Annotated in this window: 19 protein-coding genes; 9 read left to right on the top strand and 10 right to left on the bottom strand. The window is 67.0% G+C overall.

The annotated features are described in order from the left end of the window. Window positions 1-43 precede the first annotated feature (43 nt). Window positions 44-1,486 (bottom strand): CCA tRNA nucleotidyltransferase, encoded by a 1,443-nt coding sequence (locus ACFVXE_RS23545; protein WP_389673784.1) that lies wholly within the window; start codon window positions 1,484-1,486, stop codon window positions 44-46. 183 nt (window positions 1,487-1,669) lie between these two features. On the opposite strand from ACFVXE_RS23545, the gene ACFVXE_RS23540 reads away from it, so the two are divergent. The 7 genes from ACFVXE_RS23540 (at window position 1,670) to trxA (ending at window position 11,320) form a co-directional block, all read left to right on the top strand. Further along, window positions 1,670-3,967, top strand: coding sequence for a DUF6049 family protein (locus ACFVXE_RS23540; RefSeq protein WP_389673782.1), 2,298 nt, complete (start codon window positions 1,670-1,672; stop codon window positions 3,965-3,967). Window positions 3,968-4,016: 49 nt separating this feature from the next. Further along, entirely contained in the window at window positions 4,017-6,158 is a 2,142-nt protein-coding gene (murJ, locus tag ACFVXE_RS23535) for a murein biosynthesis integral membrane protein MurJ (protein WP_389673780.1), read from the top strand. A 128-nt stretch (window positions 6,159-6,286) separates the two neighbouring features. Continuing rightward, the gene (locus tag ACFVXE_RS23530) at window positions 6,287-8,008 is read left to right on the top strand and encodes a serine/threonine protein kinase (RefSeq protein ID WP_389673778.1); all 1,722 of its coding nucleotides are present in this window, start codon (window positions 6,287-6,289) and stop codon (window positions 8,006-8,008) included. 163 nt (window positions 8,009-8,171) lie between these two features. Next, complete coding sequence (gene sigM, locus ACFVXE_RS23525) at window positions 8,172-8,876, top strand: RNA polymerase sigma factor SigM (protein WP_389673777.1); 705 nt, start codon at window positions 8,172-8,174, stop codon at window positions 8,874-8,876. 767 nt (window positions 8,877-9,643) lie between these two features. Continuing rightward, window positions 9,644-9,847: a hypothetical protein gene (locus tag ACFVXE_RS23520; RefSeq protein ID WP_389673775.1), complete on the top strand. Its 204-nt coding sequence runs from the start codon at window positions 9,644-9,646 to the stop codon at window positions 9,845-9,847. 133 nt (window positions 9,848-9,980) lie between these two features. Then, a complete protein-coding gene (gene trxB / locus ACFVXE_RS23515; protein WP_389673773.1) occupies window positions 9,981-10,943 on the top strand; it encodes a thioredoxin-disulfide reductase in 963 nt (320 codons plus the stop codon). 44 nt (window positions 10,944-10,987) lie between these two features. Then, entirely contained in the window at window positions 10,988-11,320 is a 333-nt protein-coding gene (trxA, locus tag ACFVXE_RS23510) for a thioredoxin (RefSeq protein ID WP_389673771.1), read from the top strand. Between the two features lie 80 nt (window positions 11,321-11,400). On the opposite strand, the gene ACFVXE_RS23505 is transcribed toward trxA, so the two are convergent. The 9 genes from ACFVXE_RS23505 to rpmH form a co-directional block, all read right to left on the bottom strand. Next, window positions 11,401-12,018 carry a GNAT family N-acetyltransferase gene (locus ACFVXE_RS23505; RefSeq protein WP_389673769.1) on the bottom strand — a complete coding sequence of 206 codons (618 nt, stop codon included), beginning with the start codon at window positions 12,016-12,018 and terminating at the stop codon, window positions 11,401-11,403. A gap of 303 nt (window positions 12,019-12,321) precedes the next feature. Next, a complete protein-coding gene (locus tag ACFVXE_RS23500) occupies window positions 12,322-13,428 on the bottom strand; it encodes a ParB/RepB/Spo0J family partition protein (RefSeq protein WP_389673767.1) in 1,107 nt (368 codons plus the stop codon). After that, on the bottom strand, window positions 13,425-14,501 hold the full coding sequence (locus tag ACFVXE_RS23495; protein ID WP_389673791.1) for a ParA family protein: 1,077 nt from the start codon (window positions 14,499-14,501) through the stop codon (window positions 13,425-13,427). The genes ACFVXE_RS23500 and ACFVXE_RS23495 overlap by 4 nt, the downstream gene beginning before the upstream one ends. A 293-nt stretch (window positions 14,502-14,794) precedes the next feature. Then, complete coding sequence (rsmG, locus tag ACFVXE_RS23490) at window positions 14,795-15,511, bottom strand: 16S rRNA (guanine(527)-N(7))-methyltransferase RsmG (protein ID WP_389673765.1); 717 nt, start codon at window positions 15,509-15,511, stop codon at window positions 14,795-14,797. Between the two features lie 109 nt (window positions 15,512-15,620). Then, entirely contained in the window at window positions 15,621-16,133 is a 513-nt protein-coding gene (locus tag ACFVXE_RS23485) for a protein jag (RefSeq protein ID WP_389673763.1), read from the bottom strand. Between the two features lie 14 nt (window positions 16,134-16,147). Next, complete coding sequence (gene yidC / locus ACFVXE_RS23480; RefSeq protein WP_389673761.1) at window positions 16,148-17,413, bottom strand: membrane protein insertase YidC; 1,266 nt, start codon at window positions 17,411-17,413, stop codon at window positions 16,148-16,150. A gap of 3 nt (window positions 17,414-17,416) precedes the next feature. After that, window positions 17,417-17,776, bottom strand: a complete 360-nt coding sequence (gene yidD / locus ACFVXE_RS23475) for a membrane protein insertion efficiency factor YidD (protein ID WP_389673759.1) — start codon at window positions 17,774-17,776, stop codon at window positions 17,417-17,419. After that, the gene (gene rnpA / locus ACFVXE_RS23470) at window positions 17,773-18,144 is read right to left on the bottom strand and encodes a ribonuclease P protein component (RefSeq protein WP_389673757.1); all 372 of its coding nucleotides are present in this window, start codon (window positions 18,142-18,144) and stop codon (window positions 17,773-17,775) included. Before rnpA ends, yidD begins: the two co-directional genes overlap by 4 nt. A gap of 18 nt (window positions 18,145-18,162) precedes the next feature. After that, window positions 18,163-18,300, bottom strand: a complete 138-nt coding sequence (rpmH, locus tag ACFVXE_RS23465; RefSeq protein WP_030930485.1) for a 50S ribosomal protein L34 — start codon at window positions 18,298-18,300, stop codon at window positions 18,163-18,165. Window positions 18,301-18,680: 380 nt separating this feature from the next. On the opposite strand from rpmH, the gene dnaA reads away from it, so the two are divergent. Together dnaA and dnaN are read left to right on the top strand one after the other, a co-directional pair. Beyond that, window positions 18,681-20,468, top strand: a complete 1,788-nt coding sequence (gene dnaA / locus ACFVXE_RS23460) for a chromosomal replication initiator protein DnaA (protein ID WP_389673755.1) — start codon at window positions 18,681-18,683, stop codon at window positions 20,466-20,468. A 1,105-nt stretch (window positions 20,469-21,573) separates the two neighbouring features. Then, a complete protein-coding gene (dnaN, locus tag ACFVXE_RS23455; protein ID WP_389673789.1) occupies window positions 21,574-22,704 on the top strand; it encodes a DNA polymerase III subunit beta in 1,131 nt (376 codons plus the stop codon). Window positions 22,705-22,712: the final 8 nt, after the last annotated feature.

Genomic DNA, 22,712 nt, shown 5'->3' with positions numbered 1-22,712 from the left:
GCCCAGGTGATGTTTCACGTGAAACATCACCTGGGCCCCACTCTCAGTTCTGCGCGGCCCACCACTTCTTGAGCTCCGCGACCGCCGCGTCGTGGTCCATCGGACCGTTCTCCAGTCGCATTTCCAGCAGGAACGCGTACGCCTTGCCGATCACCGGACCCGGACCGACACCAAGCGTCCGCATGATCTCGTTGCCGTCCAGATCGGGCCGGATGGCATCCAGCTCTTCCTGGTCCTTCAGCTGGGCGATGCGCTCCTCGAGTGCGTCATAGGTCCGTGAGAGAGCACCGGCCTTGCGCTTGTTCCGCGTAGTGCAGTCCGACCGGGTCAGCTTGTGCAGCCGCTCCAGCAGCGGGCCCGCATCACGGACGTAGCGGCGGACCGCGGAGTCGGTCCACTCCCCGTCGCCGTACCCATGGAAGCGCAGATGCAGTTCCACCAGCTTCGAGACGTCCTTGACCGCGTCATTGGAGTATTTGAGCTCGGTCATGCGCTTCTTCGTCATCTTGGCGCCCACCACTTCGTGGTGATGGAACGAGACGCGTCCATCCTTCTCGAAGCGCCGGGTCCGCGGCTTACCGATGTCATGGAACAGCGCGGCGAGCCGCAGAATCAGGTCCGGCCCGTCCTCCTCCAGATCGATCGCCTGCTCCAGGACAGTCAGCGAGTGCTCATAGACGTCCTTGTGGCGGTGATGCTCGTCACTCTCCAGCCTCAGTGCGGGCAGCTCCGGCAGCACCTGCTGGGCCAGTCCCGTATCGACCAGGAGAGTCAGCCCCTGACGGGGGTGCTTGGAGAGCAGGAGCTTGTTGAGCTCCTCACGGACCCGCTCGGCGGAGACGATCTCGATACGGTCCGCCATCTCCGTCATCGCCGTGACGACCTCGGCAGCTACCTCGAAGTCCAGCTGCGCGGCAAAGCGCGCAGCACGCAGCATGCGCAGTGGATCGTCGGAGAAGGAGTCCTCGGGGGTCCCGGGGGTACGCAGCACGCGCTCCGCCAGGTCCTCGAGACCGCCGTGCGGGTCGATGAATTCCTTCTGCGGCAGCGCGACGGCCATGGCGTTGACCGTGAAGTCGCGGCGCACAAGGTCTTCCTCGATGGAGTCGCCGTAGGAGACCTCGGGTTTGCGCGAGGTCCGGTCGTACGCCTCCGACCGATATGTGGTGACTTCGATCTGATAGCCGTTCTTCTGACAGCCCACCGTGCCGAAGGCGATACCGACCTCCCACACCGAGTCGGCCCACGGGCGCACAATCTTCAGTACGTCCTCGGGCCGGGCATCGGTAGTGAAGTCCAGGTCGTTCCCGAGCCTGCCGAGAAGCGCGTCCCGAACCGAGCCGCCGACCAGGGCGAGGCTGAATCCGGCATCCTGGAAACGGCGGGCGAGGTCGTCGGCGACCGGGGAGACCCGCAGCAGTTCGCTGACTGCGCGGTGCTGCACCTGGGTCAGGGCGCTGGGATTCTCTTCATTGGCGTTCGGCACAACAGAAAAGGGTACGTGCCCAAACCGGCCCGGGCGTCATCGTTTGTCTCCGCCCTGCGAGACTCTCCCGATCATGTAGTGCACACCCCAGCACTCTGCCCTCGCGCACATCGTTACCATGCGGGGACGCAGCAACCAACAATCATCGACAGCAGCTGACGACGACGAGGGACAGGTAGGCGCGTGGCCGAGGCGGCAGACATCCAGGGGATCACTCGTTCTCCTGCTCGCCGGTGGCTGCGGCGCACAGCCTCCTTGATCATCTCAGCGCCACTTGTCGCCACCCTGCTGGCCGGCGCGGCTGCCCCTGCGGCCCAGGCCGGCGAGACGAACAAGACTCCGACCGGCTCCAGCACCGTCGATGTGTCCCTCGACTCCCTGGCTCCGAGCGCCCCGGTCAAGGGCGACACCCTCACCGTCTCCGGCACTCTGATCAACCGGGGCAAGGAGACGGTGACCCACGCCCGGGTCGATCTGCGGGTGGGGCCGAGGCTCTTCGGCAGGACCTCGATCGACGCCTCCGCCGAGCGCACCGGGTATGTGCCCGGGAGCGATCCGGCGGCGATCGGCGGCAAGTACACACTGAAGATCGCAAAACTGCCGTCCGGGGTCAGCCAGGACTTCACGCTGTCCGTACCTGTCGGCAAGCTGGGACTCGACGACGCGGGTGTCTACCAATTCGGTGTCTCGCTGTCCGGACAGACCTCCCACGCCCCGTACGAGCAGGTACTGGGCATCCAGCGCACCTTCCTTCCCTGGCAGGAGGAGGAGAGCGACACCAGGACCCGGATCTCCTTCATGTGGCCGTTGATCGCATCGGCCCACGTCACCGCGGAGACCGGCTCCGACGAACAGCAGACACCGGTCTTCGCGGACGACAAGCTGGCGGCCGAGCTCGCTCCGGGCGGTCGCCTCGGACAGATGGTCTCGCTGGGCAGCAACCTCCCGGTGACCTGGGTCATCGATCCGGATCTGCTGGCCGCCGCCGACGCGATGACGGGGAACTACCGCGTCAAATCCGGCGACACCACCGTGCCCGGGAAGAACCAGGCCGTCGCCAAGCAGTGGCTCACCTCGCTCGGTGCGGCGGTGACGGACGGCAAGGTCGTGGCCCTGCCGTTCGCCGACCCCGACCTGGCCTCCATCGCGCACCGCGGCAAGAACGTCTCGGGGACTCTCAGCCACCTGCAGACCGCCACCGAGGTGGCCGGCAAGACGGTGGACACCATCCTGCACGTGAAGCCGTCCACCGACTTCGCGTGGCCGGTCGACGGCGCGATCGACCCGTCGATCGTCGATGTCGCCACATCGGCCGGTGCCCACAACGTGATCGCCCGCAGCGACAGTCTCCAGGAGACAGGGGGGCTGCTGTACACACCGACCGCAGCCCGGCCGATCGGTGGCGGTACCACCGCTGTGGTCGCCGACTCCCGGCTCTCCAAGGCGTTCGAGGGCGACATGTCGCAGCCGGGGGAGTCCACCCTCGCCGTTCAGAAGTTCCTCGCCACGACTCTCGCGCTGACCGAACAGGACACGGACGCCGACCGCAGCATCGTCGTCGCGCCGCAGCGGATGCCGACCTCTGCTCAGGCGCAGTCGATGGCAAGCGCCCTGCAGGCCCTCAACGACGAACGCTGGACGCAGTCGCTGGACCTGGTGGGCGCGGCCAAGGCAAAACCCGATGCACGGGCGACGACGAGGGTTCCCAGGGCGTCCCAGTACCCGAGGAAGCTGCGCAGCCAGGAGCTGCCCACCCAGGCCTTCCAGGACATCAAGGCGACCCAGGCCTCACTCAACAGCTTCCAGGTCATCCTGACCCAGCCGGAGCGAGTGGTGACGCCCTTCGGCAATGCGATCAACCGGTCCATGTCGACGTCGTGGCGTGGCAAGCCGCTGGAGGCGCAGCGGTACCGGGACTCGGTACGTACGTACCTGCAGAGCCTCTCCAACGAGGTGCAGCTCATCTCCAAGTCGGACGTCACGCTCTCCGGCCGCAGCGCCACGATCCCGGTGACCGTGCAGAACAAGCTGCTGCAGGGCGTCGACCATCTGGTTCTCCGGCTGAAGTCGGAGAACGCGACACGGCTCAGGCTGAATAACGGCGGTGGAGTGGCGGAACAGCCGATCCGGATCGCCGCCGGCCACAGCCAGGCCGTGAAGTTCAACGCCGCGGCGAACGCCAACGGCCAGGTACAGATGACCGCGCAGCTCTACACCGAGGACGGTACGCCGTACGGCGGAAAGATGGTCTTCACGGTGAAGGTCTCCGAGGTCACGCCGACCGTGCTGCTCGTGATCGCCGGTGGACTGCTGCTGCTGGTCCTCGCAGGCATCAGGATGTACACCCATCGCAAGCGGACCCACGCGAGCGACCCGCCCGGAGGCGACGGCGGTGAACCCGAGCAGCCGAGTGACCCGGCGCCGGACACCGGTCCGGAAAGCGGGGACCCGTCGGGCACGGGTGAGAAAGTAAACCGTTGAGCGATGTCTGTCGTGGCCGGTCGGCCGGGGACGATGAGGTGGGGTTTCGATGAACGCGCCGTACGACGGTGACCGCGGTCAGGGTACGGGCGGAGCTGGATCTTCCGGCGGGCCCCCGGGCCAGGTGCCACCGATGCCCGATCCGTACGTCCAGGACGCGTACGACCGCGATCCCTACCGTGCTCACGACCTCTCCGCTCAGGACCCGGTGGCCGAGGCGCTGTACGACCGCGCCGCTCACCCGCCACCGCCCCCCGGCACGTACCAGCAGCCGCAGCCGCTGTACCAGCAGCCTCCCGCGGCGCAGTACCCACCCGACCCACGGATCTGGGCGCAGACCCCGCCGCCCGAGCCCGCCGGTCCGTCCCGGCACCTTCCGTACGGAGAGGACCCGGCGACCACCCAGTTCGTCGGGGTCGACGACCTCGTCACCCAGGCGTCGGAGCATCGCGAAGAACCCGATGCCTTCGCCCATCTGTTCCGGGACCAGGAAGGTCCGGCCGGGTCCCCCGCTCCGTCCGAGCCCGAACCGGCCCCGGTGCCCGCACCGCCGAAGTCCGGCGGCCGGGCTTCCGGCCTGCTGAAGTCCAGCGCAGTGATGGCGGCCGGCACCCTGGTGTCCCGGCTCACCGGATTCGTGCGCAGCCTGGTGATCACCGCCGCGCTCGGAGCGGCGCTGCTGGGTGACAGCTTCACCATCGCCTACACCCTGCCGACGATGATCTACATCCTCACCGTGGGTGGCGGGCTCAACTCGGTCTTCGTCCCTCAGCTCGTCCGTTCCATGAAGGACGACGAGGACGGCGGCGAGGCATACGCCAACCGGCTGCTCACGCTCGTGATGGTGGCGCTCGGTGTGATCGTCGCGATTGCGGTCTTCGCCGCTCCGTTGCTGATCCATCTGATGTCCAGCACGATCGCGAACGATCCAGCGGCCGACAACGTGGCCACCACCTTCGCCCGGTACTGCCTGCCGACCATCTTCTTCATGGGCGTGCACGTGGTGATGGGCCAGATCCTCAACGCCCGCGGAAAGTTCGGCGCGATGATGTGGACCCCGGTCCTCAACAACATCGTCATGATCTTCACGTTCGGCATGTTCATCTGGGTCTACGGCACCTCCGCCGAATCCCACATGGGTGTGGAGACGATTCCGCCGGAGGGCGTGCGGCTGCTGGGCATCGGGACCCTGCTGGGCCTGGTGGTCCAGGCTCTGGCGATGATTCCGTACCTGCGCGAAGCCGGTTTCCGTTTCCGTCCGCGCTTCGACTGGAAGGGCCACGGTCTCGGCAAGACGGTCAAGCTGGCCAAGTGGACCGTGCTCTTCGTCTTCGCCAACCAGGCCGGTGTGCTGGTGGTCACGCAGCTCGCGACCGCGGCCGGCAAGGCTTCCGACCGGAACGGCGCAGGTTTTCTCGCCTACTCCAATGCCCAGCTGATCTGGGGCATGCCGCAGGCAATCATCACCGTCTCGGTCATGGCGGCCCTGCTGCCCCGTATCTCCCGCGCCGCCCACGACAACGACCCCGGTGCCGTCCGTGACGACATCTCGCAGGGACTGCGCAACTCGGCCGTGGCCATCGTGCCGGTCGCCTTCGCGTTCCTCGCACTGGGCGTCCCGATGTGCACGCTGCTCTACTCCTCCAGCGGCACCGAGGCCGCCAGGTCCATGGGCTTCATCCTGATGGCGTTCGCCCTCGGCCTCATCCCGTACTCCGTCCAGTACGTCGTGCTCCGTGGCTTCTACGCGTACGAGGACACCCGCACGCCGTTCTACAACACGGTCATCGTCGCCGGGGTCAACGCTGCCGCCTCCGCTCTCTGCTTCGCCCTCCTTCCGGCCGAGTGGGCAGTCGTCGGCATGGCGGGCGCCTATGGGCTGGCCTACGCCGTCGGTGTGGGCGTCGCCTGGCGCAGGCTTCGCAACCGGCTGGGTGGCGACCTGGACGGCGCCCATGTCGTCCGTACCTACGCCCGCCTCTGCCTCGCGGCGATCCCTGCGGCGATTCTCGGCGGCGGCGTGGGTTTCGCGCTGCTCCTGGGCCTGGGAGAGGGGGCCTTCGGTTCGCTGATCGCCCTGATCTGCGGTGGCACCGTACTGCTGGGGGTCTTCTTCGTCGCCGCGAAGCGCATGCGGATCGAAGAGATCAACGGCATGGTCGGAATGGTCCGGGGACGGCTCGGACGCTGAGTCACACCGGCCCGCACAACCATCGTCGGTCTCCGTGTGTCGTGCATAGCGCTGGAGTGTGGGCACAATTGGCGTGACTGTGCAGGGCTGGCTGACATCGCTCAACGGATGGGGAGGCAGGAACGACGGTGGCGGAACGTAGCACGGCTGCCGTCGACGTGGCCGACAACAGCGGCGATGAGTCGCTGGCCGCCAAGGCGGACGAGGCCACGACCGACGGGACGGCAGAAGCGCAGGAATCGGCGGCCACAGACCCCGAGGACGCAGATGGTGAGCGGAGCAGCTCGGATGCCACCCCGGCGACCCCGGATCTGCACAGCGGCCACAAACTTGCCAGACGCTACCGACTGGAGGAGTGCGTCACCCGTCTGGACGGATTCAGCAGCTGGCGTGCTGTCGACGAGAAGCTGCGTCGTGCGGTGGGCGTCCATCTGCTCCCCGCTGACCACCCGCGAGCCCGTTCCGTGCTGGCCGCAGCACGGTCCTCGGCACTGTTGGGGGATCCGCGCTTCGTCCAGGTGCTCGACGCAGTCGAAGAGGACGATCTCGTCTACGTGGTGCACGAATGGCTCCCCGACGCCACCGAGCTCACGGCTCTGCTGGCTGCCGGCCCCATGGACGCCCACGACGCCTATCAACTTGTCAGCCAGATCTCCCAAGCCATGGCAGCCGCACACCGCGAAGGCCTCGCGCATCTGAGGCTCACCCCGGGGGCGGTACTGCGCAGCTCGACCGGCCAGTACCGGATCCGCGGCCTCGCCGTGAACGCCGCCCTGCGGGGCATCACCGCAGACGGTCCGCAGCGCGCGGACACCGAGGCGATCGGTGCGCTGCTCTACGCCGCTCTGACACAGCGCTGGCCGTACGAGAACGACGCATACGGCCTCTCCGGACTGCCCAAGGGCGTGGGGCTGATCGCCCCCGACCAGGTGCGGGCCGGCGTGCACCGGGGTCTCTCCGAACTGGCCATGCGCGCGCTGGCCAATGACGGGGCCACTGCGTCCCGGCAGGAACAGCCGTGCACCACCCCTGACGAGCTCGCCAAGGCAGTCGCCGCGATGCCCCGCATCCGTCCGCCCGAGCCCACGTTCACAGCGCCGCCCGAGTACCAGCGCACGACCTACCAGCAGGGCAGCTTCGGACGCCCGGCCGCCCATCCCGGCGGACATGTGACCCAGCCCGTACTCCCCTCACCTCCCGCGCCGCTCCAGAGCCGCACCGGCAAGGTTCTGAAATGGGCCGTCTCCGCACTGCTGATCGCAGCTCTGGGTCTGGGCAGCTGGCAACTCGCGGAGACACTTCTCGACCGCGACAACGACCCGGGTGACCCCGGCGTCACCCAGACCAACCCTGAGAACGGGGACAAGCGTCCTGCTCCACCGGCCGAACCGCTGCGGATCAAGGGCGCGACGGAGTTCATGCCCAGCGGCTCCGGGATAAAGCAGGAGGACGTGCCGAACGCCGTGGACGGCAAGTCGGACACCGCCTGGATCACTCCGCAGTACCAGGGCTACGCGAACTTCGGGAACCTCCCCAACCGCAAGCAGGGGAGCGGCATAGTCGTTGATCTCGGCAGCGTGCAGGACGTCAGCACCATCAAGATCGAGATGTATCGCAGCGGGCAGAAGGCCGAGGTGCTCGCCGCGGACAAGAGCGCATCCGCACCCTCGTCCCTCTCCGATTTCCCGCAGCGACTCACCAAGCTCGGCACGGCTGGGGAGAGCCTGGAGCAGAAGCTCGCGGAACCGGTACGCACCCGCTACATCCTGATCCACATCACCGAGCTCCCACCGGACGGGTCGGCAAACTCCTTCCGTGGCGGCATCTCGGAAATCTCCGTACTCGGCTGACGAACAGGCCGGCAAGGGACTCGTTCCCTTGCCGGCCTGTTACGCGATCAGGGACCACTACGGCGGCTGCCGGACTCCGACTGGGGTTCCTCAGCCCTCTGACCTCGGGTGCCTGAATCGTGATAGACAGACGCACCTGACGCACAGAGGGAGGGAGGGGGAGGTGGCCGTCGAGCCGTCGGAGCCGTTCAGCGACTCAGACCTCCTCGCTCGCCATGTAGCCGGTGAACCGGACGCTTTCGGTGAGCTCGTACGACGCCACCGTGACCGGCTCTGGGCCGTCGCACTACGGACCCTGGGCGACCGGGAGGAAGCCGCCGACGCAGTTCAGGACGCCTTGGTCTCCGCCTTCCGTGCCGCCCACACCTTCCGCGGCCAGTCAGCCGTCACCACCTGGCTGCACCGCATCACCGTCAACGCCTGCCTGGACCGGGTCCGCAAGGCAGCGTCACGCAAGACTTCCCCCGTCGACGACACCCAGCGGCTCGAACAGCTCCTTGAGCCCCACGAGTCCGCCGAAGCGCCCGCCGAACGCCAGGATCTGCACCGAGAGCTTCTGGCAGCCCTCGCCACTCTTCCCGCCGAGCAGCGCGCCGCACTGGTCCTGGTGGACATGCAGGGCTACCCCGTGGCGGAGGCAGCCCGCATCCTCGATGTGCCCACCGGAACCGTGAAGAGCCGCTGCGCGCGGGGCCGGGCCAGACTCGCTCCGCTCCTCTCCCATCTGCGCGGCGCGGGCGGAGAAAGCGGTGCACTCGACCCGGGAAGGAACCAGACCCAACGGGCATCCGTCCCACCGGCATCAAGACCGAGGGACGCAGGGACCAACGATCCTGCTGGAGTGAAGGGCGGAGGTGGGCGCACATGACATCGACGACCGACACGACACAGCACCCGGACGTCTCAGAGATCTCCGACCTCACCGAAGGGCTGCTCCCTCCTTCCCGTACGGCGCAGGTAAGCCACCACGTGGACGGCTGCGAGCTCTGCAGTGATGTCCGAGCCTCCCTGGAAGAGATCCGTGGGCTGCTCGGCGAACTGCCTGGCGCGATGCGGATGCCTGACGACATCGCGGACCGCATCGACGCAGCGCTCGCCGCCGAGGCATTTCACGACGCCTCGGCACCGGGTGGGGCGGCAGATGTTTCACGTGAAACAGAGACGGATGGGGAACAGGAGCGGCCAGCCGGAGACCTGGACGTAGGGACCCAAGAGACCCACTCCAAGCCTGCGAGCCGTCCCGCGGGGCACGGCCGAGCCGCTACAGGCCCCAGCCGCCGATCAACACGACGGCGACGCACCATCGCCCTCGGCACTGTGCTCGGTGCCGCACTGGTCGGCGTGAGCGTCCTCATGCTGCAGGCGATCCAGACATCCCAGAACTCATCAGCCGCCAAGGCGGCAGACGCAGGCGTGAGCGCTGCGGAGAAGGACCCGAGCACGTTCTCGGGCTCTCCCCTCAGCGGACGCGTGCAGACACTTCTGAGCCCTGCGGGCGCCCCCTCCACAAAGAGCTCGGGCGACGACAAGCGGGCGCCCTCAGTCGGTATGGATTCGACACCGGAGAGCGCGCCTCCCGCGTCCGCATCCCCCACCACGCCTCTGGAGGCACCCGTCGTATCCGTGCCTGCCTGCGTGCAACAGGGCACCGGACGGAAGACTGCGGCTCTCGCCATTGAGAAGGGCACCTATGAGGGCACGGACGCATTTCTCGTCGTTCTGCCCCACGGGACCGACGCCGCCCTCGTCCAGGCTTACGTCGTCGATGCGAGCTGCGTCCATGCAGACCCCGCCGGCAAGGGCCGGCTGCTCCTGACCCGCACCTACTCCCGCCCCTGAGGATCGTGCCCGTCGCCGCCCCGGCACGTCGGGAATGCACGCCCCGTAGGATCCGTTGGGTGGGGTGAGAGTCGTAGAACCGACCCCAGTAGGCGTGGACAGTAGGCAGTCTGCAGAGACGAGGAAGAAACCCGTGAGCGACGTCCGTAATGTGATCATCATCGGCTCCGGCCCTGCGGGCTACACCGCCGCCCTTTACACCGCGCGTGCGTCGCTGAAGCCGCTGGTCTTCGAGGGCGCCGTCACCGCTGGTGGCGCTCTGATGAACACCACCGACGTGGAGAACTTCCCCGGCTTCCAGGACGGGATCATGGGCCCCGAGCTCATGGACAACATGCGCGCCCAGGCAGAGCGCTTCGGAGCCGAACTCGTTCCCGACGATGTGGTCGCCGTCGATCTCACCGGGGACATCAAGACTGTCACCGACACGGCCGGCACCGTGCACCGCGCCAAGGCCGTCATTGTCACCACCGGCTCGCAGCACCGCAAGCTCGGTCTGCCGAACGAGGATGCCCTCTCCGGACGCGGCGTCTCCTGGTGTGCCACGTGTGACGGCTTCTTCTTCAAGGACCAGGACATCGCGGTGGTCGGTGGCGGCGACACTGCCATGGAGGAGGCGACCTTCCTCTCCCGTTTCGCCAAGTCGGTCACCATCGTCCACCGCCGCGACTCGCTGCGTGCCTCGAAGACCATGCAGGACCGCGCCTTCGCCGACCCGAAGATCAAGTTCGCCTGGGACAGCGAGGTGGCCGGGGTCCAGGGCGAGCAGAAGCTCTCCGGCCTGACCCTGCGCAACACCAAGACCGGCGAGACCTCAGAGCTCGCGGTCACCGGCCTCTTCATCGCCGTCGGCCATGACCCCCGCACCGAGCTCTTCAAGGGGCAGCTCGACCTCGACGACGAGGGCTACCTCAAGGTCGACGCTCCTTCCACGCGCACCAACCTGACCGGTGTCTTCGGCGCCGGCGATGTCGTCGACCACACCTACCGGCAGGCCATCACCGCTGCCGGCACCGGCTGCTCCGCCGCACTCGACGCCGAGCGATTCCTTGCCGCGCTCGCCGACGACGAGAAGGCCGCTGCGGCCACCGTCTGATCCACGTCTCCCACCCCACATCCCACGAAGTTAAGGAGGCCGCCGTGGCCGGCGCCCTGAAGAACGTGACTGACGACTCCTTTGATGAGGACGTCCTGAAGAGCGACAAGCCCGTGCTGGTGGACTTCTGGGCCGCCTGGTGCGGCCCGTGCCGCCAGATCGCCCCCTCCCTGGAGGCGATCGCGGCAGAGCACGGCGACAAGATCGAGATCGTCAAGCTCAACATCGACGAGAACCCGGCCACCGCTGCCAAGTACGGCGTGATGTCCATCCCGACGCTGAACGTGTACCAGGGTGGCGAGGTCGCCAAGACCATCGTCGGTGCCAAGCCGAAGGCCGCGATCCTCCGTGACCTCGAAGGCTTCATCGCCGAGTAGGACCATGGTTCCGCTGTTTCACGTGAAACGGGCCCATCCCCTGAGGATGGGCCCGTTTCACGTTCTCATGGGTTCTTGAATCACAGCGGTCGCAGTGCGGGCTCCTTCTGCACGGCACCCAGCAGCCGGTCCAGAGCCAGTTCGACGTCTTCCTTCCAAGAAAGCGTCGTGCGCAGCTCCAATCTCAGCCGTGGATGAACCGGATGAGGGCGTACGGTCTTGAAGCCCACTGCCAGCAGATGGTCGGCCGGAAGCACACAGGCCGGTTCCTTCCACCGGGCATCTCCGAACGCCTCGATCGCCTTGAATCCACGGCGCAGCAGATCCTTGGCAACGGTCTGCACCAGGACTCGCCCCAGCCCCTGACCCTGATACCCAGGCATGATCAAGGCAGTCATCAACTGCACGGCGTCGGGCGAGACAGGGCTGGTGGGGAAGGCCGTCGAGCGCGGGACATACGCGGGTGGCGCGTAGAGAACGAAGCCGACCGGCACATCGTCCACGTAGACGACGCGCCCACAGGATCCCCACTCCAGCAGGACAGCCGAGATCCAAGCCTCCTTCTCCAGCTCCGGGGTTCCGGCCTTTAGCGCAGCTTCCCCACTGACCGGATCAAGTTCCCAGAAGACACACGAGCGGCAGCGCTTGGGGAGATCGGGAAGGTTATCCAGTGTGAGCGGTACGAGCCGCCGTCCCATGAAGGCTGTTCCTCGCTTCCTTCGCCCGCCGCATCGCGTGCGGCGGTCAGTGCGCTCCGTTCACGGAGCAGGCCGCCGACGAAACCTCCGACAGCCCCCAGGCCCAGCCCTACTGTGACCAGTCGGCTGCGGCTCACTGATCGCATGGCCCTCCCTCCGCCGAGGTGGATCAAGCTGGATGTGTCATACCAGAACGAATCGTATCCACCCGGAGATGAAGCCGACACCGTGAGAGAGCAAAGGGCGGGCTGTGTTCCGGTATACACCGGAACACAGCCCGCCCCAAGGCAGTATCAGCGGATGTCAGGCCTCGTCGCCCTCGGCCGGCTCCTCGGAAAGGCGCCGTTCCAGCACTCGGCCTTCACCCGGCGCCAAGCTGCCGAGAATGCGGTCGAGATCCTCCATCGACGCGAACTCGACGACGATCTTTCCCTTCTTCTGTCCGAGGTCGACCTTCACTCTGGTCTCGAAGCGGTCCGAGAGCCTGGAGGCAAGATCGGACAGGGCCGGCGACAGCCGGCCGCCGGCCCGGGGACCCTTGGACTTGGAAGTGCTCGCGGGACGGGAGCCCATCAGCGTCACGATCTCCTCGACCGCGCGCACCGAGAGCCCTTCGGCCACGATGCGATGAGCCAGCCGGTCCTGCTCCTCGGAGTCGTCCACGGACAACAGCGCCCTGGCATGACCGGCCGACAGCACCCCGGCAGCGACCCTGCGCTGCACCGGCGGAGAGAGCCGCAGCAGGCGCAGTGTGTTCGACACCTGCGGACGGGACCGCCCGATCCGATCGGCCAGCTGGTCATGCGTGCACTTGAAGTCCTTGAGCAGCTGGTCGTACGCGGCTGCCTCCTCCAACGGGTTCAGCTGAGCCCGGTGAAGATTCTCCAGGAGCGCGTCCAGGAGCAACTTCTCGTCGTCCGTGGCCCGGACGATGGCCGGGATCCGCTCCAGACCCGCCTCTCGACAGGCCCTCCAGCGCCGCTCGCCCATGATGAGCTCGTAGCGCTCCGGTCCCAGCTTCCGCACGACGACGGGCTGGAGCAGACCCACCTCCTTGATGGAGGTGACCAACTCGGCGAGCGCATCCTCGTCGAACACCTCGCGGGGCTGGCGAGGGTTCGGAGTGATGGAGCCGAGTAGAACCTCGGCAAAGTACGCTCCCGCGGCGTCCGCCGCTTCCGAGGAGGCTTCGGGTTCCGCGACAGGGCCACTCGGCTCAGGGACAGTGGGAGCAGAGGCGAGCGTGGTCACCTTCGCGGCGGCCACCCCTCGCTCGGCCGTCATCACCGGCACCGCACCCGAACCCGATGGACCCTGGCCCGCTCCTGCGGCCGGGACCTGACGTTCCTGCGGGGCAGCGGGAATCAGCGCGCCGAGCCCACGCCCCAACCCTCTACGACGCTCACTCACTGGATCCCCTCCGAAATGTTCTGCTGGCTGTTCCCGGTGCCCAGCTGGGCATGCTGGGCCTCATAGTGCACCCCGACCCCCCGCAGGGCGATCTCACGAGCTGCTTCGAGATACGACAGCGACCCGCTGGAACCAGGGTCGTAGGTCAGCACGGTCTGTCCGTAACTCGGCGCCTCCGAGATCCGAACCGAACGAGGAATGCTCGTGCGCAGCACCTCCTTACCGAAGTGGCTGCGCACCTCCTCCGCCACCTGGGAAGCGAGCCTGGTCCTGCCGTCGTACATGGTGAGCAGGATCGTCGACACATGCAGCTCGGGGTTCAGGTGTCCCCGGACGAGGTCGACGTTCCGCAGTAGCTGCCCGAGCCCCTCCAGCGCGTAGTACTCACACTGGATCGGGATCAGGACTTCAGCGCCCGCGACCATCGCATTGACCGTCAGCAGACCGAGCGAAGGCGGGCAGTCGATGAGGATGTAATCCAGCGGCTGCTCGTAGGCCTGGATCGCTCGCTGCAGTCGACTCTCCCGCGCCACCAGCGACACCAGCTCGATCTCCGCACCGGCGAGATCAATGGTGGCTGGGGCGCAGAAGAGGCCTTCGACGTCCGGCACGGGCTGCACCACGTCGGAGAGCGGCATGCTCTCCACCAGGACGTCATAGATGGAGGGGACTTCAGCGTGATGGTCAATACCCAGAGCCGTGGAAGCGTTCCCCTGCGGGTCCAGGTCGATCACCAGCACACGCGCACCGTGGAGCGCAAGCGAAGCGGCAAGGTTGACCGTGGTGGTCGTCTTACCCACTCCACCCTTCTGGTTGGCCACCACCATGACGCGCGTCTGGTCAGGGCGGGGCAGACCCTCGCCGGCACGGCCGAGAGCTTCGACCGCCAGCTGGGCCGCACGACCGATGGGTGTGTCGTCCATCGGCGGCGGTGTTTCACGTGAAACACCGTCCCCCGTCGTTTCGGTTCGGGGACCGGGGACCGGATCGGTCATCGGTCCCGCGATGTTGGCGTCGGACCGCAAGGATTCACTCTCCTCGACTTCAGGCTCGCAATGAGCTGAGCCTGCCATGTTTTCGGGGTCGTGAACCAGCGAGGCCCGCTCTTCTGTGGATGAATCCACTTCTGTGGACAACTCCGTAGCCCTAACGGGCCTGCGATGGCGAGGTGCGGACGCCGCGCGACCGCGGCCGATGATTCCATGCAGCAGAGAGCGACGTTTCACGTGAAACACGATGCCCCTGCAGCGTAGCTACAGAGGCACGACACTCCGCACCGGGGACGCCTGCCTGCCCGCACGTTGTGACGGCGGGCGGCAGTACGAACCACATGTAACGGTCGATTTCGTAACGTGATCGAATGATTTCAGCGTCGGCGGCGCGTTCGACTGGTCCTGGCCGCCTTGGCTCGCTTTGCGGCGAACCTCACACCGCCCGGGCTCTCGCCGACCACCACACGCACCACGGTGGACATCGGTTCGACCACGCCTTCGCCGACCTGGAGCACCTCGGCGTCCACCACTCCGAGCTTGCTCAGGGCCGCACGAGCGCCGTTGATCTCCTCCTCGGCGGTATCGCCCTTGAGTGCCAGCATCTCCCCGTACGGGCGAAGCAGTGGCACTCCCCAGCCGGCCAGCCGATCGAGCGGCGCCACGGCACGAGCCGTGACGACATGGACCGGCTGGAGCGTCCCCAGGACCTCCTCCGCACGGCCTCGGACCACGGTCACATGGTCCAGCCCCAGCAGCTCGACGACTTCCTGGAGGAAATTCGTCCGGCGAAGCAGGGGCTCCAGCAACGTGATCTTCAAGTCGGGACGCACCAGAGCCAGAGGAATGCCGGGGAGCCCCGCACCGGAGCCGACATCGCAGACCGTGACGCCCTCAGGTACCACTTCGGACAGCACCGCACAGTTCAGCAGGTGCCGTTCCCACAGCCTCGGCACCTCACGCGGGCCGATCAGCCCTCGCTCGACCCCGGCATCCGCAAGCAGTTCCGCGTACCGGACAGCCTCCGGGAAGAACTCACCGAAAACCGCCCGCGCCTCTTCGGGCGCCTGGGGAAGCTCTACTTCCGCCGTCACGGGAACCGTCCTTCCATACCGCACTACCGCACTGTGGGTGGCTGACTATCAGGCTGACAAAGATCGGCCCCGCCTGCGAACAGACGGGGCCGACAGAACAGGGGTCCGATCAGGCCGGGAGAACGACGACGAACCGCTGGGGTTCCTCGCCCTCCGACTCGCTGCGCAGGCCCGCGGCCGCAACCGCATCATGCACAACCTTGCGCTCGAACGGCGTCATCGGGTCCAGCTTCACCGGTTCACCGGTCTTCTTGACCTCGTCCGCGGCCTTGGCACCCAGCTCGGCCAGGACCGCGCGCTTCTTGGAACGGAAGCCCGCGATGTCCAGCATCAGCCGACTGCGGTCACCGGTCTCCCGGTGTACAGCCAGTCGCGTCAGCTCCTGGAGCGCCTCCAGCACCTCACCGTCGCGGCCCACGAGCTTCTGCAGTTCACGTGCCGATTCGCTGATGATCGAGACCGCGGCCCGGTCCGCCTCGACGTCCATGTCGATGTCACCGTCGAGATCGGCGATGTCGAGCAGGCCCTCAAGGTAGTCGGCTGCGATCTCCCCTTCCTGCTCAAGGCGGGTCAAGGTGTCGCTGCTGCCCTCAGCGGCCGTGGAGGTGGTGCCTTCCGTCACGGATGGACTCCTTCTTACTTCTTGGACGGGTGCTTGGGTCGCTGCGGACCCTTGCGCTGTCCGGACTTGGCTTGGCGTGAGGAGCCGGACGCGGGCTTGCCCGCCGGCTTGGGCTGGTCGTCCTGCGGTGCGTCCTGCTTCTCCAGCGAGGTCTTGGCCTCCGACTCGTCCGAGTCGGTCTCCTTCGCCACGCCGGACTGAGCCACACCGCTCTGGCGCTTCGCCTTGGTCTGGCGCTTGGGCTGCTGGCGCTTCTGCGTGGCCCCGCCCTCGGCCTCGGCAAGAGCGGTGTCGCTCTTCGCCACCGTGCCGTCCTCCTGGGCGACGAAGCCGAGCTTGGCCAGTCCGGTGATGAACTTCCGCTCGATGTCGTTGCGGTCCGAACCCTTGGAGACGATGCGCTTGACCGTGTTGCGCTTGGTCCTGCCGCGCACCTCACCGTGAGTGGTGATGCTCTTCAGCACACGCCCCAGGTAGTGGTCCTGCGCCTTGCTGCCCGGGGTCGGGTTCTGGTTGATCACGTACATCTGCTGACCCATGGTCCAGACGTTGGTGGTCAGCCAGTAGACGAGGACACCGACGGGGAAGTTGATACCCATGACGGCGAAGATCAGCGGGAAGACGTACATCAGCATCTTCTGCTGCTGCATGTACGGCGTCTTGACCGTCAGGTCGACGTTCTTCGTCATCAGCTGGCGCTGCGTGAAGAACTGCGACGCCGACATCAGAATGATCATGATCGCGGTCACGACTCGCACGTCGGTCAGCGACGCACCGAGTGCTTCGACCTTGGACGCACTGTCGGTGAACTTGGCAGCGAGCGGAGCGCCGAAGATGTGTGCCTGACGGGCGCTGTCGAGCAGCGGCTGGTCGATGACACCGATCGTCTTGCCCGAGGCGATAGCCGAGAGCACGTGATACAGGGCGAAGAAGAACGGCGACTGCGCCAGGATGGGAAGGCACGAGGAGAGCGGATTGGTACCCGTCTCCTTGTACAGCTTCATCATCTCTTCGGACTGACGCTGCTTGTCGCTCTTGTAGCGCTCCTGGATCGCCTTCATCTTCGGCTGGAGCACCTGCATGTTCCGGGTCGACTTGATCTGCTTAACAAAAAGCGGGACCAGACAGATCCGGATCAGCACCACCAGAGACACGATGGACAGGCCCCAGGCCAAGCCCGTGTCATCGCCGAAGATCGCCCCGTAGAGGCTGTGGAACTGGACGATGACCCACGAAACGGGGTAAGTGATAAAGCTGAACAGACTGGCAATCGTGTCCACTAATCAGGCTCCTTGAGCTTTGGGCGAGGTCTCTGCGGCCGGGCTGAGAGGTTCGGAAACCGTCCCCTCAGGAGGCACAGCAGCGGCGGAGTCCCCGCCCTTGCTGCCGCGTATGGCGCTGCGCAGCAGTTCGTGCCAACGCGGGCGTTTGCGTGGCGGAACGTGATCCACGCCGCCTGGTGACCACGGATTGCATCGCAGGATGCGCCACGCTGTCAGCGCGGTTCCCTTGATCGCTCCGTGCCGGTCGATCGCCGTATATCCATAGTGGGAACACGACGGGTAGTAACGGCAGACAGGCCCGAGAAGCGGGCTGATCGTCCACTGATACAGCTTGATCAGAGCCAGCAGCGGGTACTTCATCGCACGCCCCCTCCCAGCAGCCGCTCAAGAGCGGCATCCAGGTCTCGGGCCAGCTGTTCATGGTCGGCGTCACCCGATCCGGGCAACGCTCGTACGACAACCAGGCTACCGGGGGGCAGCATGGCCAGTCGTTCGCGGACCAGATGGCGAAGCCTTCGCTTCACGGCTGTGCGTACGACCGCTCCACCCACGGCTTTGCTGACAACGAAACCCGCACGCGGCGGGGGAGCAGTCTCCCCAGTCACGTGCGGGTCCGTTGCACCGCTGCGTAGATGGACGACGAGTAGCGGGCGGCCGGCCCGGCGTCCTCGACGTACTGCGGTCGCGAAGTCCTCGCGCCGCCTCAGCCGATTCTCGGTAGGCAGCACGTCATGACCTGTACGCGGTCAGGCGGACAGGTTGGCGCGACCCTTGCCACGGCGGGACGCGAGAATCGCGCGGCCGGCACGGGTGCGCATACGCAGCCGGAAGCCGTGGGTCTTCGCGCGACGACGGTTGTTCGGCTGGAAGGTGCGCTTGCTCACTCGGGGGCTCCAGAAATGATTGTGTGTTGGCGGGACATCGCCTGGCTGTCACCGTGCGCCCACGAGAGACTCGCGTAAACGCCTTAGTGCACCGCTTCACAATCACAGATCGTGATCTTTGCCCATCGGAGGCAGGCGGCAGCAGCCATCGACAACTCGACCTGGTCACGGTACGCGCGGCGGCGCCATCCGGTCAAACCCGCCCCGGAGCGACCCGCTCTGTGCACAGCCTGTGGACAACAACTTGTACCGCGCGGGTCGGCCTGACTACCGTGGTTGGACTCCGGTTCTTTTTCTTCCCGCCTGCCGGGCCTCACCCATCCCGACCCATCCCGTCCCGAGAACCACACATTCGTGGGACCAGCGAGAGAGCGTGCCTTGTGGCTGACGTACCTGCCGATCTTGCCGCAGTGTGGCCACGAGTGCTGGAGCAACTGCTCGGGGAGGGCCAGCAGGGTATCGAGCCCAAGGACAAGCAGTGGATCGAGCGGTGTCAGCCGCTCGCACTGGTGGCCGACACCGCGCTGCTCGCGGTCCCCAACGAGTGGGGCAAGCGCGTCCTGGAGGGCCGCCTCGCGCCGCTCATCAGCGAGACGCTGAGCCGCGAGTGCGGGCGTCCGATCCGGATCGCGATCACCGTCGACGACTCGGCGGGCGAGCCGCCGAGCCCGCCGGCGCCTCCCATGCACCAGTCGCAGCAGCACCGCTACCAGGGGCCGCAGCACGACGAGCGGCAGCACAACGACGCGTACGACGGATACGGCCACCGGCCTTCGGACGACGGCATGCCGACGGCCCGCCCTGCCTATCCCGACTACCAGCAGCAGCGCCCCGAGCCCGGTGCGTGGCCGCGCACCCAGGAGGACCTCCCCTGGCAGCAGCCCCGGCTCGGCGGATTCCAGGACCGCGACCAGTCCGCGGAGCAGTGGCGTGAGCAGCAGCACGACTACCGCCAGCAGCAGCACGACTACCGGTCGCAGCCGCCCGAGCGCCAGGGCTACGAGCAGCAGCGCCCCGAGCGCCACGACATGCAGGCCCCCCAGCACCGGCAGATCGGTCCGGGTACCGGGCGGCCGGGCGGTGCCACCGGCCCGATGGGCGCACAGCCCGCGCCGGCGCCCGGCCCGGGCGAGCCCGACGCCCGGCTGAACCCGAAGTACCTCTTCGACACCTTCGTCATCGGCGCGTCCAACCGGTTCGCGCACGCCGCCGCCGTCGCCGTCGCCGAGGCACCCGCCAAGGCGTACAACCCCCTCTTCATCTACGGGGAGTCGGGGCTCGGGAAGACGCACCTGCTGCATGCCATCGGGCACTACGCCCGCAGCCTCTATCCGGGCACCCGGGTGCGTTACGTGAGCTCCGAGGAGTTCACCAACGAGTTCATCAACTCGATCCGCGACGGAAAGGGCGACACCTTCCGCAAGCGGTACCGCGACGTGGACATCCTGCTCGTCGACGACATCCAGTTCCTGGCGAGCAAGGAGTCGACGCAGGAGGAGTTCTTCCACACGTTCAACACGCTCCACAACGCCAACAAGCAGATCGTGCTGTCCTCGGACCGGCCGCCCCGGCAGCTGGTCACCCTGGAGGACCGGCTGCGGAACCGTTTCGAGTGGGGTCTGACCACCGATGTGCAGCCGCCGGAGCTGGAGACGCGTATCGCGATCCTCCGCAAGAAGGCGGTGCAGGAGCAGCTCAACGCCCCGCCGGAGGTCCTCGAGTTCATCGCCTCCCGCATCTCGCGCAACATCCGCGAGCTGGAGGGCGCGCTGATCCGGGTGACCGCCTTCGCCAGCCTCAACCGGCAGCCGGTCGACCTCGGACTGACCGAGATCGTGCTGAAGGACCTGATCCCGGGCGGCGAGGACGCGGCTCCGGAGATCACGGCGACGGCCATCATGGCGGCGACCGCGGACTACTTCGGTCTGACGGTGGAGGACCTCTGCGGATCCTCGCGCAGCCGGGTGCTGGTGACGGCCCGCCAGATCGCGATGTACCTCTGTCGCGAGCTGACGGATCTCTCGCTGCCCAAGATCGGCGCGCAGTTCGGCGGCCGCGACCATACGACCGTGATGCACGCGGACCGCAAGATCCGCGCGCTGATGGCGGAGCGGCGCTCCATCTACAACCAGGTCACCGAGCTCACCAACCGCATCAAGAACGGCTGACGGAAGGCTTCCGCCACCCCTTCACGCACGGCGCCGAGGGCGCCCCCGACGGACTCCCGCACCATCCGTCGAGGGGCGCCCTCGGCCGTTCCCGGGGGCGCATCCCGCACGAGGCGGCTGCGCGGGACTTCCGGACCGCCGCGGACGGCTTCCGTGCGGGTCCGGTGAACCCCTCCGCAGCGACTCTCACGACGCCGGATCATTCCCACAGAGGCTCCCAGGACTCCCGCTGCCGGTGTCCGGACGGCCCTGCGAAGCCTCCAGAACGCTCCTGCGGAGTCGCCGAGATGCCCCGGCGGCCCGTCCGGGACCGCTCACGGTGGCCTCCGTCCCGGCTGCGGTGTTCGAATACGCACCGTCTACCTGCGGTTCTCCACAGATCTGAGGAGAATTCCCCCTCCACAGCCTGGGGATCGCGAAGTTGTCCATACTGCTTCCACAGGACCAACTGCCGATACTCCATCAGGCCAGGTCAGAAGCCTGGGGATTTGTGGCCAACAATGATCCACAGGCTGTGGACAAAATATTCGTCCACAGGGGGCCGCCGATGTTGTCCACCGGCGGCCCACAGGGACGGCCGTGTTGTCCCCAGCTTCTCCACACCCCTGTCCACTGTTCGGCAACACAACACCCGCTTTCACCGCGCGGAGTGAAAGGCGTCACACCAAGGAGGCCGGTTGAGCTGTGGGCAACCTGGGTAAAGCTGGGGACAGCCCTGGGGAGAAACACCCCCGCCCTGTGCATGGGGTGTGCAGAACTTTCGGGTGTCCACAGAAACACCGGGTTGTCCACCGGTGCCACCCACAGGGGCAGTGGACAAAAAAATGGGTCTGACCTGCGAAAACGACGTTATCCACGGTTTCCACAGGCCCTACTACTACTGCCACATAGAGTTAGCTCGGAATCCGCTTCGAAGTGGGGGCTGTGCACAACTCGGCGCCGGAGCTCTCCGAACCTCTTGTCGCGACTTGACCCCGAGCAGCACCGAGTGTCGGTGCGGTACGTCAGACTGGTCCCCGGCGTCCTCCCCTGTCATCGGTGGAGCGGCCCCGACCAGACGACGAAGGCCAGCAGGGCGAGCGAGCAACAGCAGGAGGCGGTTCCGGTGAAGATCCGGGTGGAGCGCGATGTACTCGCGGAGGCGGTGGCCTGGGTGGCTCGCAGCCTTCCGGCCCGTCCGCCGGCGCCCGTTCTTGCGGGCCTTCTGCTGAAGGCTGAGGACGGCGCCCTCAGCTTCTCCAGCTTCGACTACGAGGTCTCGGCCCGGGTCTCGGTGGATGCCGAGGTCGAGGAGGACGGCACGGTGCTCGTCTCCGGCCGGCTGCTCGCCGACATCTGCCGCGCCCTCCCCAACCGGCCGGTGGAGATTTCCACCGACGGTGTACGGGCGACCGTGGTCTGCGGCTCGTCGCGATTCACACTCCACACCCTTCCTGTGGAGGAGTACCCCGCGCTGCCGCAGATGCCGACGGCGACAGGCACGGTCCCCGGCGAGGTCTTCGCCTCCGCCGCCGCCCAGGTCGCCATTGCCGCGGGCCGCGACGACACGCTGCCCGTGCTGACAGGTGTGCGCATCGAGATCGAGGGCGACACTGTCACCCTGGCCTCCACCGACCGCTACCGCTTCGCGGTCCGCGAGTTCCTGTGGAAGCCGGAGGACCCGGACGCCTCGGCCGTCGCCCTGGTGCCTGCCAAGACGCTGCTCGACACCGCCAAGGCGCTGACCAGCGGTGACACGGTGACGCTGGCGCTGTCCGGCTCAGGTGCGGGTGAGGGGCTGATCGGTTTCGAGGGCGCGGGGCGGCGTACCACCACCCGACTGCTCGAAGGCGATCTGCCGAAGTACCGGACGCTGTTCCCCACCGAGTTCAACTCGGTCGCGGTCATCGAGACCGCTCCGTTCGTCGAGGCCGTCAAGCGCGTGGCCCTCGTCGCCGAGCGGAACACCCCGGTCCGGCTCAGCTTCGAGCAGGGTGTGCTGATCCTGGAAGCCGGTTCGAGCGACGATGCACAGGCTGTGGAGCGTGTCGACGCCGTGCTGGAGGGCGATGACATCTCGATCGCCTTCAACCCGACGTTCCTGCTCGACGGGCTCAGCGCGATCGACTCCCCCGCCGCTCAGCTCTCCTTCACGACGTCCACCAAGCCCGCGCTGCTCAGCGGCCGGCCGGCGGTCGATGCCGAGGCGGACGACGCGTACAAGTACCTGATCATGCCGGTCCGCCTCTCCGGCTGATCCGGTCA

It is taken from the genome of Streptomyces sp. NPDC058231 (genome assembly GCF_042882275.1).
In the GTDB taxonomy this organism is placed as follows: Bacteria; Actinomycetota; Actinomycetes; order Streptomycetales; family Streptomycetaceae; genus Streptomyces.
Note: the sequence above shows the minus strand (reverse complement) of the source record. Positions and strands in the feature narration are given on the sequence as shown.

What these genes read in the sequence shown, in the direction of transcription:
- murJ (WP_389673780.1), top strand. Translation starts at nt 4,017, where the DNA reads ATGAACGCGCCGTACGACGGTGACCGCGGTCAGGGTACGGGCGGAGCT.
- ACFVXE_RS23505 (WP_389673769.1), bottom strand. Translation starts at nt 12,018, where the DNA reads ATGGGACGGCGGCTCGTACCGCTCACACTGGATAACCTTCCCGATCTC.
- ACFVXE_RS23495 (WP_389673791.1), bottom strand. Translation starts at nt 14,501, where the DNA reads ATGGCAGGCTCAGCTCATTGCGAGCCTGAAGTCGAGGAGAGTGAATCC.
- yidD (WP_389673759.1), bottom strand. Translation starts at nt 17,776, where the DNA reads ATGAAGTACCCGCTGCTGGCTCTGATCAAGCTGTATCAGTGGACGATC.